This window comes from Algoriphagus algorifonticola, assembly GCF_007655305.1.
GTDB lineage: Bacteria > Bacteroidota > Bacteroidia > Cytophagales > Cyclobacteriaceae > Algoriphagus > Algoriphagus algorifonticola.
On the sequence record NZ_VLOG01000010.1, the window covers coordinates 15310 to 30704 of the forward strand.

Annotated in this window: 15 protein-coding genes; 9 read left to right on the plus strand and 6 right to left on the minus strand. The window is 39.0% G+C overall.

Annotation, left to right across the window (positions count from 1 at the left end; translation table 11 throughout):
• Positions 1-76: 76 nt before the first annotated feature.
• Positions 77-1621: an L-piperidine-6-carboxylate dehydrogenase gene (amaB, locus tag FL972_RS01880; protein ID WP_144602827.1), complete on the minus strand. Its 1545-nt coding sequence runs from the start codon at positions 1619-1621 to the stop codon at positions 77-79.
• Positions 1622-1685: 64 nt separating this feature from the next.
• Positions 1686-2708: a DUF4421 domain-containing protein gene (locus FL972_RS01885; RefSeq protein WP_144602832.1), complete on the minus strand. Its 1023-nt coding sequence runs from the start codon at positions 2706-2708 to the stop codon at positions 1686-1688.
• 306 nt (positions 2709-3014) lie between these two features.
• Here FL972_RS01885 and FL972_RS01890 point away from each other — a divergent pair, with 306 nt between their 5' ends.
• Entirely contained in the window at positions 3015-3806 is a 792-nt protein-coding gene (locus FL972_RS01890) for a glycosyltransferase family 2 protein (RefSeq protein WP_144602836.1), read from the plus strand.
• Between the two features lie 38 nt (positions 3807-3844).
• Positions 3845-4675: an FkbM family methyltransferase gene (locus FL972_RS01895; protein WP_144602840.1), complete on the plus strand. Its 831-nt coding sequence runs from the start codon at positions 3845-3847 to the stop codon at positions 4673-4675.
• On the opposite strand, the gene FL972_RS01900 is transcribed toward FL972_RS01895, so the two are convergent.
• Complete coding sequence (locus FL972_RS01900; protein WP_144602843.1) at positions 4672-5382, minus strand: glycosyltransferase family A protein; 711 nt, start codon at positions 5380-5382, stop codon at positions 4672-4674. The genes FL972_RS01895 and FL972_RS01900 overlap by 4 nt on opposite strands.
• Positions 5383-5457: 75 nt before the next feature.
• The gene (locus FL972_RS01905; RefSeq protein WP_144602848.1) at positions 5458-6660 is read right to left on the minus strand and encodes a pyridoxal phosphate-dependent aminotransferase; all 1203 of its coding nucleotides are present in this window, start codon (positions 6658-6660) and stop codon (positions 5458-5460) included.
• Between the two features lie 218 nt (positions 6661-6878).
• Between FL972_RS01905 and FL972_RS01910 the strand changes: the two genes are divergently transcribed.
• Positions 6879-7736 (plus strand): toxin-antitoxin system YwqK family antitoxin, encoded by an 858-nt coding sequence (locus FL972_RS01910; RefSeq protein WP_144602851.1) that lies wholly within the window; start codon positions 6879-6881, stop codon positions 7734-7736.
• Here the strand turns inward: FL972_RS01910 and FL972_RS01915 are convergent.
• Positions 7733-8089, minus strand: coding sequence for a YraN family protein (locus FL972_RS01915; protein ID WP_144602855.1), 357 nt, complete (start codon positions 8087-8089; stop codon positions 7733-7735). The genes FL972_RS01910 and FL972_RS01915 overlap by 4 nt on opposite strands.
• An 83-nt stretch (positions 8090-8172) precedes the next feature.
• Here FL972_RS01915 and lipB point away from each other — a divergent pair, with 83 nt between their 5' ends.
• From lipB to FL972_RS01945, 6 genes are all read left to right on the plus strand, one after another.
• The gene (gene lipB, locus FL972_RS01920; protein WP_144602858.1) at positions 8173-8901 is read left to right on the plus strand and encodes a lipoyl(octanoyl) transferase LipB; all 729 of its coding nucleotides are present in this window, start codon (positions 8173-8175) and stop codon (positions 8899-8901) included.
• Between the two features lie 70 nt (positions 8902-8971).
• Entirely contained in the window at positions 8972-9373 is a 402-nt protein-coding gene (locus FL972_RS01925) for a hypothetical protein (protein WP_144602861.1), read from the plus strand.
• Positions 9374-9381: 8 nt separating this feature from the next.
• Entirely contained in the window at positions 9382-10134 is a 753-nt protein-coding gene (locus FL972_RS01930; RefSeq protein WP_144602866.1) for a 3'-5' exonuclease, read from the plus strand.
• Between the two features lie 42 nt (positions 10135-10176).
• Entirely contained in the window at positions 10177-12378 is a 2202-nt protein-coding gene (gene rnr, locus FL972_RS01935; protein ID WP_144602869.1) for a ribonuclease R, read from the plus strand.
• Entirely contained in the window at positions 12341-13327 is a 987-nt protein-coding gene (locus FL972_RS01940; protein WP_144602873.1) for a polyprenyl synthetase family protein, read from the plus strand. The genes rnr and FL972_RS01940 overlap by 38 nt, the downstream gene beginning before the upstream one ends.
• Before the next feature lies 1 nt (position 13328).
• Positions 13329-13958, plus strand: a complete 630-nt coding sequence (locus tag FL972_RS01945; protein WP_144602876.1) for a rhomboid family intramembrane serine protease — start codon at positions 13329-13331, stop codon at positions 13956-13958.
• Between the two features lie 171 nt (positions 13959-14129).
• Here FL972_RS01945 and FL972_RS01950 read toward each other — a convergent pair whose 3' ends face one another.
• Positions 14130-15128 (minus strand): IS110 family RNA-guided transposase, encoded by a 999-nt coding sequence (locus FL972_RS01950; RefSeq protein ID WP_144602881.1) that lies wholly within the window; start codon positions 15126-15128, stop codon positions 14130-14132.
• Between the last annotated feature and the right edge of the window lie 267 nt (positions 15129-15395).

A 15395-nucleotide genomic window follows, 5' to 3' on the forward strand; every position in this document is an offset into this window, starting at 1 on the left:
TGGAAATAAAAATGCCCCCAAAAAGTCATACACTTATTGGGGGCGCATCGACTTTCGACAGCCTTTTCTATTTCAATTATATATCAAACTTAATCCCCTGCGCCAAAGGCAATGCAGTGGAATAATTGATCGTATTAGTTTGTCTTCTCATATATGCCTTCCAAGCATCTGAGCCAGACTCACGTCCTCCACCGGTTTCTTTTTCTCCTCCAAAAGCACCTCCAATTTCAGCACCTGAGGTTCCGATATTGACATTTGCAATTCCGCAATCAGAACCTGCCGCTGACAAAAATGCTTCAGCCTCTCTCATATTCGTAGTCATTATTGCAGAAGAAAGTCCCTGAGGAACTCCATTTTGAATGGCTATAGCCTCAGCTAAAGTCTTATACTTGATCAGATATAATATTGGCGCAAATGTTTCATGCTGCACAATTTCAAAGTGGTTTTCCGCTTCATAAATGGCCGGCTTGACATAGCATCCAGACTCATAGCCCTCACCTTTTAAAACTCCTCCTTCAACAACTGCTTTACCTCCCTCCTCTTTTACTTTTTGGAGAGCATGCTCATACATTTTAACAGCATCCTGATCTATCAGAGGCCCTACATGATTTTTTTCGTCCAGAGGGTTCCCTATCACCAATTTGCTATATGCCGATGCCAGACGCTCTTTAATCGCATCAAAAACAGATTCATGAATAATTAATCTACGAGTACTAGTACATCTTTGTCCCGCTGTGCCTACAGCTCCAAATAGTGCTCCCCTGATCGCCATATCCATATCCGCGTCTTCTGTGATGATTATAGCATTGTTTCCGCCAAGCTCAAGCAAAGATCTACCCAATCGCTCCCCAACAGCTTTACCTACCAATTTCCCCATTCTGGTAGACCCAGTGGCAGAAACTAAAGGGATTCTGGAGTCATGGGAGAGCAATTCCCCCACTTTATAATCTCCTACAATCAAAGAAGAAATCCCCTCAGGCATTCCATGTTTTCTGAATATTTTTCCAACTATCAACTGACAGGCAATTCCGGAAAGTGGCGCTTTTTCTGAAGGCTTCCATACGGTCACATCCCCACAAACCCAAGCCAAAGCCGTATTCCAAGACCAAACAGCTACAGGGAAATTAAATGCAGAGATAATTCCCACAATCCCCAAAGGATGCCATTGTTCATACATTCTGTGACCAGGTCTTTCGGAGTGCATCGTTAAGCCATACAATTGTCGGGATAGACCCACAGCAAAGTCACAGATGTCAATCATCTCCTGCACTTCTCCTAAGCCTTCTTGATAGGATTTTCCCATTTCGTAGGAAACCAATTTCCCAAGATCAGCTTTTACTTCCCTCAGCGCATTTCCAATTTCCCGAACGATTTCCCCCCTTTGAGGAGCCGGAATAAGACGCCACTTTTCAAAGGCAACCTGAGCAGTTGTTATTACTTTCTCGTAAGTTTCCTCATCTGTCACCTGTACTTTTCCGATCAAAGTACCATCAGCAGGAGAAATAGAGGAGATATATTCTTTTCCGGAATCCACCCAGTTTTCACCGGTAGAGGAGCCCAGATTTTCTGATTTAATACCCAGTCTTGCTAGGGATTCGGCTATGCCAAACTGCTTACTCATACATTTAGAATTTTAGGAATACCTTCAAAGCTAAAATAAAAGGAACCTTAGCCCAAGAATTCGATCAATCTTTCTTTATTAAACGCAAGGGATTGATTTTGGAAAAGCCACGTTTGAAACCTTCTCCTGGCTGAAACTTGTAAATAAAATTAATCCTATAATTCCCGGTCTCTTTGCTTAAATCAAAATTATCCAGGCGAACCATCTGATTGTTTTTCAGGACATAATTCGCATTAATAGAAAACTTTCTGGAATTGTACCCAAAAAAGCCTCTTAAAAGATAGGTGGGTACTATGCCCCATTGATCTAAATCAGAGGATCCATTCCATTGTGCATAAGCTAAGCTTAGATTACCTGAAAATACCCCTGTAAGAAAAAAACCTCCTCCGAAAACTACCGTACCTGCCAATCCCGCATTAGGACCAACCTGAAAAGATCGGTTATTGGAAAAATTACTTTCTCTTTGGTTTTCGAAAGTCGGCAAAAGCAATGAATCCCCTTTGATAGATCCACCATAAACCTCAAATCCTACAAAAGGTGAGAAGGCTGATCTCTTTTGAATAAATGACTGGTTAAATGCAGCCATCAAAGAGAGCTGTTCCCCATTAAATAAGTAATTAAAATTTAAACCCAATTTTCGCAACTTAATATCTTCGCGGAGATATGGTGAATCAGAATTAGAAAGAAAATCTGACGGGATGCTATATCCATTGTAAAACTGTCCAAACACATCTATGATCATGTTTTTTGGATAAAGATGTGCCTGTAAATCCAGGTACAATGGCCAATCTTTTTGCCTGTCTGGATTGAGAAAGCCTACTGGCATAGCTAGATTTAAAGTAAGCTTTTGATATGTAAAGCCTATACCCAAATTATTTCCTGAATTAGGCTGAAATCGATAAGTATTTCCATCCGCAGTCTTTTGGATCAGGTCAGTATATTTTTTTGAGAAATAAAATCGAAGACTGAAAAGCTCAGGAGTCTCTTCAACATAATTGGAGTCCAATTTAAATTTTTGCCCTTTTACAGGTTCAAAAACCAGTACACTGAAAAAAATAAGGAAAAAGAGGGTTCGCCGAAAAGCCATTTTTATTCATCTTGATAATTTCAAAATATCCAAAAAAAAATCCGGATCGCAAGGACCCGGATTTCTTTAGAAAACTGTTAGAGTTCGAAAATTGAGGCGATAAAACCTCAGGATTTAAAAAGAATAGTTGACAAAAGTTGTTTAATCACCGGAATAAAGTTAAGAACTCTATTTAAATATCCAAATTTAAATTTGTATTTTTTACATAATCTAATTCATAATTAGCACTAGTCAATAAATTTCAAAATTTTTGGGTTCAATTTGTGGAGTTTGAAATAGACTTTCTTTGAGTTAGTTTGCAGGATTATGGATTCCGATATGCCTCTAGTCTCAGTAGTAATCCCCTGCTACAACCAAGCCTCTTTTTTGAAAGAAACCATTGAGTCAGTTCTGAAATCAACCTATCCTAAGATTGAAATAATCATAGTGAATGACGGAAGTACTGACCATAGTCTGCAAGTTGCCCTCAAAGCAGCTTCGACACATCAGCAAATCGATGTGATTGACCAAGAAAATTCGGGAGTAGCTGCTGCTAGAAATAATGGTATTCAAAAAGCAAAAGGAGAGTTGATTTTACCGCTGGATGGAGATGATCTTATTGCTGAAGATTATATAGAAAAATCCGTCGAGCAGTTTCAAAAAGATCCAGAGGTAAGGGTGGTTTATGCCCAGGCTGTGAAATTCAATGAGCATGGGACTAAGCCCTGGAATCTCAAAAAATTCAGCAGAAAAGCATTAGCAAGGGATAACATGATCTACGTTTCCGGTCTATTCAGAAAATCAGATTGGGAGGATTGCGGTGGCTTTTCTGAAGATATGAAAATGGGAAGGGAAGACTGGGAATTTTGGATCAAAATGCTCAAAAACGGAGGGATAGTGGTTCAATTACCTTTTGTAGGATTTTTTTACAGGCTTAGTCCAAATAGCAAGCGAAAAAGAACCGGCACCAACGAAATGAAAAAAAAGCGCATCGCTTATTTAAATTCTAAACACAGCGATTTCTTCGAGAAAGAATTAAACGGGCCTCTTAGATTTCAAAGAACCTGGAGTAAACCTTACAATACGCTGTTAAAATGGGTAGATAATTTTTTTTCTTGACTCTTTAATTTCTTTATCAAAAACCTTCAATTACTTAAATGAAAAACTCTTTAAAGAACAAAGCAAAGCAATATTGGAAGGATTTCAGATTCAATCTGAGTGCTTCAGAAAATCTACTTTTCATAAATTTTTATAAGCATCTCTATCAACCAAAAAAAGGGAGCATTGCTGAATTTTTATCGGAATACTCTTTGAGTAAGCAAGGTGACTTTCATGTGATTCAAATCGGAGCCAATGACGGAATAACGAATGACCCGATCCATAAATTTATTAAAAGAGATAGATGGAAGGGGGTTTTATTAGAGCCGCAACCAGATGTTTACAGGAATTATCTCTCCAAAATTTATGTCAAAAACAAAGGCCTGCATACGCTCTGCGCTGCAATTGGAGAAAAGGATGGTAAGCAGAAACTTTATAAAATTGGATTTAGCACCATGAGATGGGCCACGGGACTTGCCTCATTTTCTTTGGAAAAGCTAAAGGAAAACTTTGCATCAGGGGTAGTACAGAAAAACTGCGATCGGTTTGGAATAGAGATTCCAGAAGACCCTAAGAAGCAAATCACTTCCGAAGAAGTCGATGTGATAAGTCCAGCTACTTTATTGGAAAAATTTAAAATCACAAAAATCAATCTTCTCCAAATTGACGCAGAAGGTTATGATTTAGAGGTGATTAAAATTTTTGAAATTGAAAAAACTCAACCCGAAGCTATCATTTTCGAAAATGTCAATCTACCTGAAGATGAGCTAAAAGCCTGTCTTCAGCTCCTGAAAAACAACAATTACCTGTTGAAAAAATTTGGAAGAGATACTTTGGCTCTACATTCCAGCAATACCAAAATGGCTCATTTAGTAGCCAGCTCAAATTAAATTTTATCCAAACCTTTCCAGAATTTTAAAAAGTAGTATTTCAAAGGGTTCTTATATTTCAGCTGCTTCCACGGTCTACTTCCATGTGGTCTGTGCCAAACAGGCGCATCCATGAGTACATAATTTTCAAACCCACAATCCAAAGCCTTGGTAGAAATGAATGTATCGTACCAATCCTTGGCATCATCCAGTCCAGTAAAATCATAAGCTTTCAGAAATTGAAAAGAAAATAGTGTACAGCAAAAACTTAAACTCCTTTTGGTATTGATCTCAGTCTCTTTTCTTCCTTTGAATTTCAAGTATGGAAAATTGACTACTCCTGCTTTATCAACAGTAACAGCCCCAGTCAAGCCAGAGCCTGAATGGGATTTTTGATGCGCTAAAAGTTTGCTTATCGTATCCGCCATCACCACAACATCCGATTCGACCACCAAAAGTGGTAAGCCCAATTCCAAAGCTTTTTTCTGAGAAGTCTGAAGTACCAGTTTATAATTTGGAGAAGGGTGATCTGTGATTTCTTCTAAGTGAATCAATTCATAACCGATTTCAGCTTTATTATTTTCTAATTCCACTTTTGTCTCTTCTGTGCTAAAATCATTAAAAATGATATGATGCACATCAACATCAGAATTGGAAATAGCTCTAGCTGTGTCCAATGTGGTTTCTATGGAATTTTTAACCGGCGTTATTACTAAGACTTCTGCCATGAATCGATTTTTGAACAAAAGTAAACCATTCTTGTGGGCAAAAAAATAACCCCGACTTTCGCCGGGGCTGTATTATTAGGCTAACTCTGCCAAAGCTTTTTTAATTCTTTTCATTGCCTCTTTGAGCTCATCTTCTGAAGCAGCATAACTCAAGCGAACGCAATTTGGAGCTCCAAATGCACCTCCTGTCACTAAAGAAACGTGAGCAACATCCAATAAATAAAGACATAAATCATCAGCATCTTTGATGGAATGCCCATGAGCCGACTTCCCAAAGTATGCTGTCACATCCGGAAAGAAATAAAATGCGCCCTCTGGAATATGAGTTTTGATACCCGGAATTTCTTTGAGTAGGTCCAATACAATTTGTCTTCTGTTGAAATATGCTTCCGCCATATCCTTAGAAGGAGTCTGATCACCGGCAATGGCGGCCAAGGCTGCTCTTTGAGCGATTCCTGTTCCACCTGAGGTAAATTGACCTTGGATTTTTTCCACAGCTTTTGCTATCTCCACAGGTGCACAGATATACCCTACTCTCCATCCCGTCATGGCATAGCCCTTAGAGAATCCATTGACTGTAATGGTTCTTTCAAACATGCCAGGAAGAGATGCAATGCTGAAATTTTTTCCAGTAAAATTGATCAATTCATAGATTTCATCTGCAATCACCATCAAGTTTGGTTTGTTTTTGATTACTGCTGCGATAGCTTCCAATTCCGTTTGGCTAAACACCGAACCCGTAGGGTTACATGGGGAAGAATAGATAACTGCTTTGGTTTTATCTGTCAATGCATCTTCCAATTGAGCTGCTGTAGCTTTGAAATTATTTTCTAAAGTACCCTCAATCAAAACAGGAACTCCTCCTGCTAGCTTGATGATTTCAGCATAACTCACCCAATAAGGAGAAAAAATAACCACCTCATCTCCTTCATTCAACAAACACATGAAGGTATTGGCAATGGAATGCTTCGCTCCTGTAGAAACTACAATATTCTCAGCTTTGGCTTCTGAGATATTATTTTCATCTCTCAACTTTTTAGCCAGAGCCTCTCTCAGATCCTGATACCCAGCTACAGGAGGATAAGAAAAGTACTTTCCTTCGTCAATAGCTGATTTAGCTGCTTCCTGAATGTGTTTGGGAGTCTTGAAATCCGGTTCGCCGAGACTCAATCCAATAATGTCAATTCCCTGGGATTTCAGCTCTCTTGCTTTTTTTGCCATAGCAAGGGTTGCTGATTCCTCCATATTCAAGATGCGATCTGATAGAATAGAATTCATTTTTACAGTAGGTTTTTTACAAATTCCTCAAAAATAGGCAGAAGATTATTAATTCTAAACAAAGAAGCTGATTTGATGATGAATTGCTTTTATGAAAGTACCATATTGATGACAGGAATATCCAGCGTCATTCAGATTGCTTGCAAAAAACTAATAATAATCGTTTGAAATGTTATTTTTGAATAAAATACTCAGACCGGATTTCCGTTTTTTATTACATGAATAGAATTTATTCCATTCTTCTTTTAACCCTGTTTTTTCAGTCAGCTCTTTTTGCCCAAAGCAAGGAGAAAAAAACTGATCCTGATTCTACAGGAGTATTAGACTCTTCCCTTTTACCGACCACCATGCCTCTTTTGCTTTTTGATGATTCTAAAGAAAAAGAAGAGAAAAAAGAAAAAAAGAAGAAGGCCCGTAAAAACATCTGGTTTGGAATAAAAACTCAAAAAGGCTTCATCCGAAATAATATTCGGGGACAGCAGATTTATGAGTTCTTCAATTACACGGATTTGGAAAGAAAATTAGATCCTTATATCCGTGATGTGTACTGGTTTGACCCTAAAGATCGCGGTATAAAAAAAGAAGGTTTCGCCAAAGGCAAGGGTTACTTATTACATGGACCTTACGAAAGAAGAGTCAATGATGTAGTGGTTGAAAGCGGGATGTATTATTATGGCACCAAGCATAAAACCTGGATGCTTTTTGACAGTAAAAATGTCCTTCAGGACAAAGACCACTTTACAGAAGGCTGGCCGAGAGAATCCAAAATCACTTATTATAACAGAAGCACCCAAACTGTAGAGGAAATCACTCCAATCCAATATGGACTAGAAGAGGGGAATTACTTCTATTTTTATGAAGACCGACAAATCGCCGTCACAGGAGAATTCCAATATGGTGAGAAAGTTGGCTTATGGACTGAATACTGGGACACCAACAATAGTAAAACCATCCGAAAAAGGGAGATTCAATATCCAGAAACTCCTTTTGCTGACAATTTCAAACCCTACATTCGGGCAGAGTGGGACAAGGATGGAAATCTCGTATACAGAAACCCCAGAGCTGTCAATAATTAATAGAAGGCATCCTCAAATTGACGGAAATTGATGTTTCCACTTTTATCCTTGTAAACAGCCACTATATCAAAGCGAATATCCTTATGCCAGTCTTTTTCATGGACATAAGCATCTGCTGCTTTGACCAGCAACTTCTTTTTGGTAAAATCCACAAACTCTTCTGCAAAGCCAAAACCAGTTCCAGAACGAAACTTCACCTCCACAAAAATCAAAATCCCCCTGAATTTCATGATTAGGTCGATTTCGGCATGTTTAAAGCGGTAATTTTTGTCCACTAACTCATAGCCCTTCCCTATTAACCATTCGGAAGCAAGCTCCTCAGCCATTTTGCCTTTCTCATTATGCTCAGCCATTTTATTTAATTGCTTAATTTTGAAAAATCGAAGAACGAATTCAACTCATTGACGGTTGAATAAAAATCCATTTGGAGACTTGAATGAACGAAGTAATTAATAAAAAGGTTGAGTTCCGCGATTTAGGACTGATGGATTATCAGCAGGCCTGGGATTACCAAGAAGAGCTTTTTGCTCAAACCGTTGCCCGAAAAATCCGGAATAGAAACCTCCCAATTGCAGAACAGGAAGCAACCGACAACTACCTACTTTTTGTAGAACATCCGCATGTCTACACTCTCGGAAAAAGCGGCAAAGAAGAAAACCTATTATTGGATGAAGCGGGGTTGAAAAGTCAACATGCCACCTACTATAAAATCAACCGAGGCGGAGATATTACTTATCATGGACCAGGACAGTTGGTTGGGTATCCCCTATTGGACTTAGATAACTTCTTTACCGATATCCATAAATACCTTCGCTTTTTGGAAGAAGCTATAATTCTAACTTTGGCTGAATATGGAATCGAAGCAGGAAGAATAAATGGACTAACAGGAGTTTGGTTAGACCATATCGAACAAAAAAATCCAAGAAAAATCTGTGCTATGGGAGTAAAATCTAGCAGATGGGTAACTATGCACGGATTTGCCTTTAACATTAACGCTGACCTCAGTTATTTTGGACACATCATCCCTTGCGGGATTGACGATAAGGCAGTTACATCTCTTCACAAGGAATTAGGAAAACCGATTCCTATGGAAGAAGTAAAGGGAAAAGTTAAAAGGCATCTCAGTCAGCTTTTTGAGATGGAGTTGTTCGAAAAAATGAATTAATGGAAAAGGAATACCTCTTTCGAAGAAGAGCAGTTATTTCATTTCCTCAAGCCATTGAAAATTTATACAGATGAAAAAAGATATTGACTTTTCTCCGGTGACTGGAGTCAAACTAGCTATTGCTAAAGAGGAAACAGCAAGTGGAACTGAATGGGGAGTTTATATTATCAATCTCAACTTGATCAAACTCAACACTGTCATGATCACTTCCAAAGGTTATGGGGAAATTGAAGGAGAACAAAAAAAGACTTCAACACTGAGACACATGATCAAAGAACTGGGACCACAATGCGTTGCAAAAGTTGAACCTATTGACCCTCAAGTTTTTTCCTTAAATAATGAGTTTTGGGTAAGCTATTATATTCTTGACCAGATATTTGACAAAAAGTTTATATTTACTCCAGGCAGTTTTGACCCCTCGCTGCAGCGCATGATCCCCGAATTAGGTTTGGAAGGGGTTTTACATAGTTAGAAGAAAGTATGGCTGATTTTTTTGAGCAATTAGGCGACATATTGTTTTTAGATATTGAAACCGCCTCCCTGACCGAGAAATTTGAAGACCTTGGGGAGCGATTGCAAGAGGAGTGGGTCAAAAAGGAAAAACTCATCAAGAATACTGATCACGGCAAAATAGAACCGGGTTCATTGTATTTTGACCGGGCAGGAATTCATGCGGAATTTGGACAGGTAGTCTGTATTGGAGTGGGTTATTTTCAGTGGAAAAAGAAGGACAAAAAACTGATTTTTCGTTCCAAAGTTTTTTCAGATCCCGATGAAAGGGAACTTCTTGTTGACTTTTCCAGCTTATTAGAGAAGAAAAAATGGATTCTGTGCGCGCACAATGGTAAAGAGTTTGATTTTCCTTATCTATCGAGGCGCATGCTGATTCAAGGAGTTCCGCTTCCTGAGCCTTTACAGATTGCAGGCAAAAGACCATGGGAAATACGTCACCTCGACACCATGGAGCTGTGGAAGTTTGGCGATTACAAGTATTACACCCGACTTGAGTTACTGGCTTCTGTTTTTGGAATACCTTCTTCCAAGGAAGATTTGGATGGAAGTGAAGTCAATGCCACTTTTCATTTGGAGAAAAACCTGGAAAAAATCAAAAAATATTGTCTAAGAGATGTAGAGGTCACGGCAAGAGTTTACCTTGCTATGAATCCACAGATTGACGAAATGAACCTTGAGGTTGTCCAATTGGACGACTTGAAAAAAGAACATAAAAAATAGGGTGTATTTCTTTTTACCTTAACCAAAACAAACACCCAAAACATGGGAAGAAAATCAAATAGAAAAAGTTCTAACAAGCAAAACGGAGGAAAGAAAACGGATGCCGCATCATTGGCACGTAGAATTCTCCAATTTTTAGATGCGAATTATGGGCAGGAATTCAATGCCAAACAGATTATCAAAAAACTTGATATAAGAGACTCTCTTACTAAAGGTGGAGTGGAGCCAGTTCTTCATAAACTAGTGGAAAACGGGTCAGTCTCTAAAAGTCCGAGAAACTATTTTTCATCTACTCAAGACCCGGATTTTATAGAAGGAACTGTAGATTTTGTAAATCCACGATTTGCATTTGTAATTCCTGATAATCCGGAAAAAGTAGATGGAGACATTCTTATCAAAGAAGCCGACCTCAAGCAAGCCTTGGATGGTGACAGAGTCAGAGTGATGGTTTATCCTCTAAAAGGAAAAACCGGAAGGACTGAAGGAAAGGTGTTGGAGATTCTCGAAAGAGACAGAGATGAATTCGTCGGAAGAGTAGAGATTTCACCACGATTTGCATTTGTGGTACCTGATTTCAAAAAAATGCACAAAGACATCTTTGTTCACAGAGGTGATCTAATGGGTGCTGAGCATAATGAAAAGGTCATAGTCAAAATGACTGAATGGAGAGAAGGAGATAAAAATCCTACCGGAAAAGTCATTAGAGTGCTTGGTAAAGCAGGCGTACATGAAGTAGAAATACACTCCATTATGGCGGAATTTGGGCTTCCATTTGAATACCCTCAAGAGGCTGATCAAGAAGCAAATGCTATTCCTGAAAAAATCTCTTCCAAAGAGATTAAAGCCAGAAGGGATTTCAGAGATGTTACCACTTTTACCATTGATCCTGCTGACGCCAAAGATTTTGATGATGCCATTTCTTACAGAAAATTGGAAAATGGAAATCTGGAAGTTGGAGTCCATATCGCAGATGTTACCCATTATGTACAACCTAAAACAGCTTTGGAAAAAGAAGCCTATGACAGGGCCACCTCAGTTTATTTGGTAGATAGAACCATCCCAATGCTTCCTGAAAGGCTAAGCAATGGTCTTTGTTCGCTAAGACCTCATGAAGATAAATTAACCTTCGCCTGTGTATTTGAAATGGACTCCAATGCCAATGTGGTGAATCATTGGATTGGAAGAACTATTATTCATTCAGACCGAAGATTCGCCTATGAAGAGGCACAAGAAAACATAGATAATCAATCCGGAGATTTCTTTCAGGAGTTAACGCTGTTGAATGATCTTGCAAAGCAGGTACGAAAAAGAAGGTTTCAACATGGTGCTGTCAATTTCGAAACTGTCGAGGTCAAGTTCAAATTGGATGAAAAAGGCACTCCACTCGGATTGATGATTAAAGAGCGAAAAGACATCCACAAAATGATTGAGGAGTTCATGCTCTTGGCAAACAAATACGTTGCTGAGTTTATCTTCAAAAAGAGAAGTGGTGCAGACACCTTCGTATACAGAACCCACGATTCTCCAGACATGGAGAAGCTTGAAACATTTTCGGGTTTTGCTAAGCGTTTTGGTCATCAAATGGACTTGGATAACGAAAAGAAAATTTCTTCCGCTCTCAATAAATTAATGGATGAAATCCAAGGCAAACCGGAGCAAAATGTATTAGAGCAACTTGCTATCCGGAGTATGGCCAAGGCCAAATACACCACAGAACCCAAAGGTCATTTTGGTTTGGCTTTTCCACATTATACTCACTTTACCTCCCCAATCCGTCGATATCCTGATATGATGGTGCATAGACTTTTGGAACATTATCTGGATGGAGGTAAGTCACCTGATGCTGAAGCATGGGAGCAAAAGTGCGTACATTCCTCCGAACGGGAAAAGCGAGCTGCTGATGCAGAAAGAGCCTCTATCAAGTACAAGCAGGTGGAATATATGGCTCTTGCAGAAGAGAAGGATTACGACGGTATCGTCTCCGGAGTGACTGAATGGGGAGTCTTTGTGGAAATCACCGAAACCAAGTGCGAGGGAATGATCCGAGTACAGGATATGGACGATGATTACTACGATTTCGACCAGAAAAACATGCGACTTATTGGGTCGAGAACAAAAAAAATGATCACTTTGGGTGACAAAGTGAAGGTCCGCGTAGTTAATACCGATATTGACCGAAGAACCATCGATTTGGAATTTGCAAACAATGACGAAAGAAAGCCTCGCGCACGCGCTTTTAGATAAATTAGAGTCCTTTATCAGGGAACAAAACTTTGGAGAAGATCCCAAGGAACTTTACGAACCGATCACCTATATTCTCAGCTTGGGAGGAAAAAGAATAAGGCCTCTCTTAAGCTTGCTGGCCTATGGACTTTATAAAAAAGATCCTGAAACCATTCTGAGCCAAGCGAGTGCAATCGAGGTGTTCCATAATTTTACCCTGATGCATGATGATATCATGGATCAGGCACCATTGAGAAGAGGAAAAGCTACTGTTCATGAAAAATGGAATGAGAATGTAGCTATTCTTTCCGGGGATGTCATGTTGGTTCGAGCCTATGATTTATTGCTTCCTACGCCTCCTACCCTTCTTCCCAAAGTCATTCGCCTCTTCAATAAAACCGCTGCAGAAGTATGCGAAGGACAGCAGCATGATATGAATTTTGAAAGCAGGGAAGAAGTTCATGAGGATGAGTATGTCAATATGATTCGGTTAAAAACTGCTGTTTTGCTAGGCTTCGCTTTAGAATTGGGAGCAATCCTAGCAGAGGCATCCGAAGAAGACTGCCAAAAAATTTACGATTTTGGGGTAAATATTGGTATAGGCTTTCAGCTTAAAGACGACCTTTTGGATGTATTTGCAGATCAGGCAAAATTCGGCAAGCAAGTAGGCGGCGACATCATTTCAAACAAAAAAACATACCTCCTTATCAAAGCGCTGGAACTTGCCGAAGGAGATGATAAAGAATTGCTTGATTTTTGGCTAACCCAAAGAGAATTTGACAAGGAAGAAAAAGTCCAAGCTGTGAAAGAGCTGTATGAGAAATTAGGAATCCGAAAAATGACTGAGGATAAAATGAATCATTATTTCTCAGATGGCTTCCGACAGTTGGACACGCTTCATTTTAAGAATGAGGATTTTTATCAAAACCTCAGAAAAATCTCTGAAGACCTGATTCACAGGGAAAAGTAATATGGAACTTTCGATCACTGTAATTCTGATTATTATCACAGTAATCAGCAGCTTTTATGGATTCAATAATCACAGCTTCATCGAAAGATGGATGTTTACTCCTTACAAAATCAAACATCAAAAGCAATGGGATAGATTTATCCTTTCTGGTTTTATCCATAAGGATTATATCCATCTCCTCTTTAATATGTTTACTTTCTACTTTTTTGGAAGGGTAGTAGAACAGTTTTTGGCCTACCAATTTGGGAGCAGTCTCGGAGGAGTTGTATTTGTTCTATTCTATATCCTGGGAATAATAATAGCAGATATCCCGACATACTTGAAACATCAGAACAACAGTTATTACAGAGCTTTGGGAGCATCGGGAGGAACAGCTGCAACTGTTTTTTCCAGTATCATCATTCTTCCATTGGCAGATATTTGTCTTTTCGGGATCATCTGTCTTCCAGGATTTATTCTAGGGGCATTATTTCTGATTTATTCCTACACCAAAGGAAAACAGGACAGCGATGGAATAAACCATGATGCCCATCTCTATGGAGCGCTTTTCGGAATCATATTTATCCTGATTCTTTCTCCTAGCAGCGCTGTGCATTTTATAGATCAAATCAGGAATTGGAGGATTTTTTAAAAATTAAAAAAAGGGTTTTTTGACTTATTAAAATCATATTAGATTTTATGTATATCCGCCTTCTTACCAGTAACAACCAAATACGGCATTTTGTCAGCTAAATGGATCAGAATCCGGAAGCTTCGCCTGCCAGTATTCTAAGGTTTAAGCAAGAAGATTTTCAGTTTTTTTTCATGCGGCATATTTTAATATGTCTACATAGCTGGAATTTCGGTTGACAACAGCAAAAGCCCTTGCAATAAGTTTATTTCTGATAATATTAAGTGTGCTCATTTTGCTTTTCCCTTCACCGGTTCTTCTCTTGTAATAGGTCTTCATCTCAGTGCTGTATTGGATGGCTGTGCCTGCACATAATGTCAGCAGTGTTTTAATTCTCTTATTCGCCAGCGGACTGGTTTTGGTTCTCCCTCGATAGGATGTACCTGACTGGTTGGGAAACGGTGCTGTTCCTGCATAACTGGCAAACTTTCTCCAGCTATCGAATAGGGTAAACCCTTCTGTTAAGACGATAAGTGCAACAGCTGTCTGTGGGCCTATGCCCTTGATAGAGTTAATCAGCTTATATTGGTTCATTAACAGTTCATCTTTGCGTAAAAGTTTGTCTATTTCTTTCTCTACGGTTTCGATCTGTTTATCTAAACAAGCGATTACTTCGGTATTGGATTTTTGATAGACTTTTAATTTGTTTTCTGAAACTACAGCTTCATATTCTTTGATACGGGTGATGTAAGCTGCTCTGTCTTTTACAAGTCGCTCTCTGTAATTAAACAGCTTTTTGAGATCCTGGATGACCTTTTTGGGAGGAACAGTGGGGATAATCTTCTCCTGCTTTTCATAAAGATATTCAGCTATGTCTTTAGAGTCTGCCTTGTCTGACTTACCTCTTCTTATTCCCAAGGATCGCTTTAATTCAAGTCCTGAGATGATATAAAATGGTAGGGAGTGCTTTTCAAGAAACAAAGCAAGTTCTGAAGAATAAATCCCAGTGGATTCAAATCCGAAAAGCAGTTCTTCTGCGAGTATTAACCCAGAGTTTTCCATTACCCATTCCACCAGCTCCTGGTAACCTTTCTCATTATTTTCAAAGACTGCGTGGCATTGGTTGATCTTCAGATAAGCATCAAGTGTAGATTTACTTACATCGACTCCAATAATTGATTTGAATTTCATAATTTAGACATTGAAGTTTAACAAATGAGAGTTGCGGAAACTAAAACCTTTAACAGGCCTAAAGCCTAAAATTCTAACTGGTTACTGGCAACTCAACTAAGAATGGGGACTGATACTGGCAAGAGGTCGCTAGCCTAGCCGTGGCGAAAGTTCACCCCATTCTTTTTCAATTTATTCAATATCTGAGTCACTTAATAATCGTAAAGATATTAGCTCTGATTTTCTCAAATAATTCTACTTTGCAAACCTAAAGGCCGTGGCTGGGTC

Bases quoted from the DNA above. Each gene is read 5' to 3' on its own strand.
- FL972_RS01945 (WP_144602876.1), top strand. From the start codon at position 13,329: ATGGAACTTTCGATCACTGTAATTCTGATTATTATCACAGTAATCAGC.
- FL972_RS01890 (WP_144602836.1), top strand. From the start codon at position 3,015: ATGGATTCCGATATGCCTCTAGTCTCAGTAGTAATCCCCTGCTACAAC.
- FL972_RS01915 (WP_144602855.1), bottom strand. From the start codon at position 8,089: ATGGCTGAGCATAATGAGAAAGGCAAAATGGCTGAGGAGCTTGCTTCC.
- amaB (WP_144602827.1), bottom strand. From the start codon at position 1,621: ATGAGTAAGCAGTTTGGCATAGCCGAATCCCTAGCAAGACTGGGTATT.
- FL972_RS01940 (WP_144602873.1), top strand. From the start codon at position 12,341: ATGACGAAAGAAAGCCTCGCGCACGCGCTTTTAGATAAATTAGAGTCC.
- FL972_RS01895 (WP_144602840.1), top strand. From the start codon at position 3,845: ATGAAAAACTCTTTAAAGAACAAAGCAAAGCAATATTGGAAGGATTTC.
- FL972_RS01930 (WP_144602866.1), top strand. From the start codon at position 9,382: ATGGCTGATTTTTTTGAGCAATTAGGCGACATATTGTTTTTAGATATT.
- lipB (WP_144602858.1), top strand. From the start codon at position 8,173: ATGAACGAAGTAATTAATAAAAAGGTTGAGTTCCGCGATTTAGGACTG.
- FL972_RS01905 (WP_144602848.1), bottom strand. From the start codon at position 6,660: ATGAATTCTATTCTATCAGATCGCATCTTGAATATGGAGGAATCAGCA.
- FL972_RS01910 (WP_144602851.1), top strand. From the start codon at position 6,879: ATGAATAGAATTTATTCCATTCTTCTTTTAACCCTGTTTTTTCAGTCA.
- FL972_RS01950 (WP_144602881.1), bottom strand. From the start codon at position 15,128: ATGAAATTCAAATCAATTATTGGAGTCGATGTAAGTAAATCTACACTT.
- rnr (WP_144602869.1), top strand. From the start codon at position 10,177: ATGGGAAGAAAATCAAATAGAAAAAGTTCTAACAAGCAAAACGGAGGA.
- FL972_RS01900 (WP_144602843.1), bottom strand. From the start codon at position 5,382: ATGGCAGAAGTCTTAGTAATAACGCCGGTTAAAAATTCCATAGAAACC.
- FL972_RS01885 (WP_144602832.1), bottom strand. From the start codon at position 2,708: ATGGCTTTTCGGCGAACCCTCTTTTTCCTTATTTTTTTCAGTGTACTG.
- FL972_RS01925 (WP_144602861.1), top strand. From the start codon at position 8,972: ATGAAAAAAGATATTGACTTTTCTCCGGTGACTGGAGTCAAACTAGCT.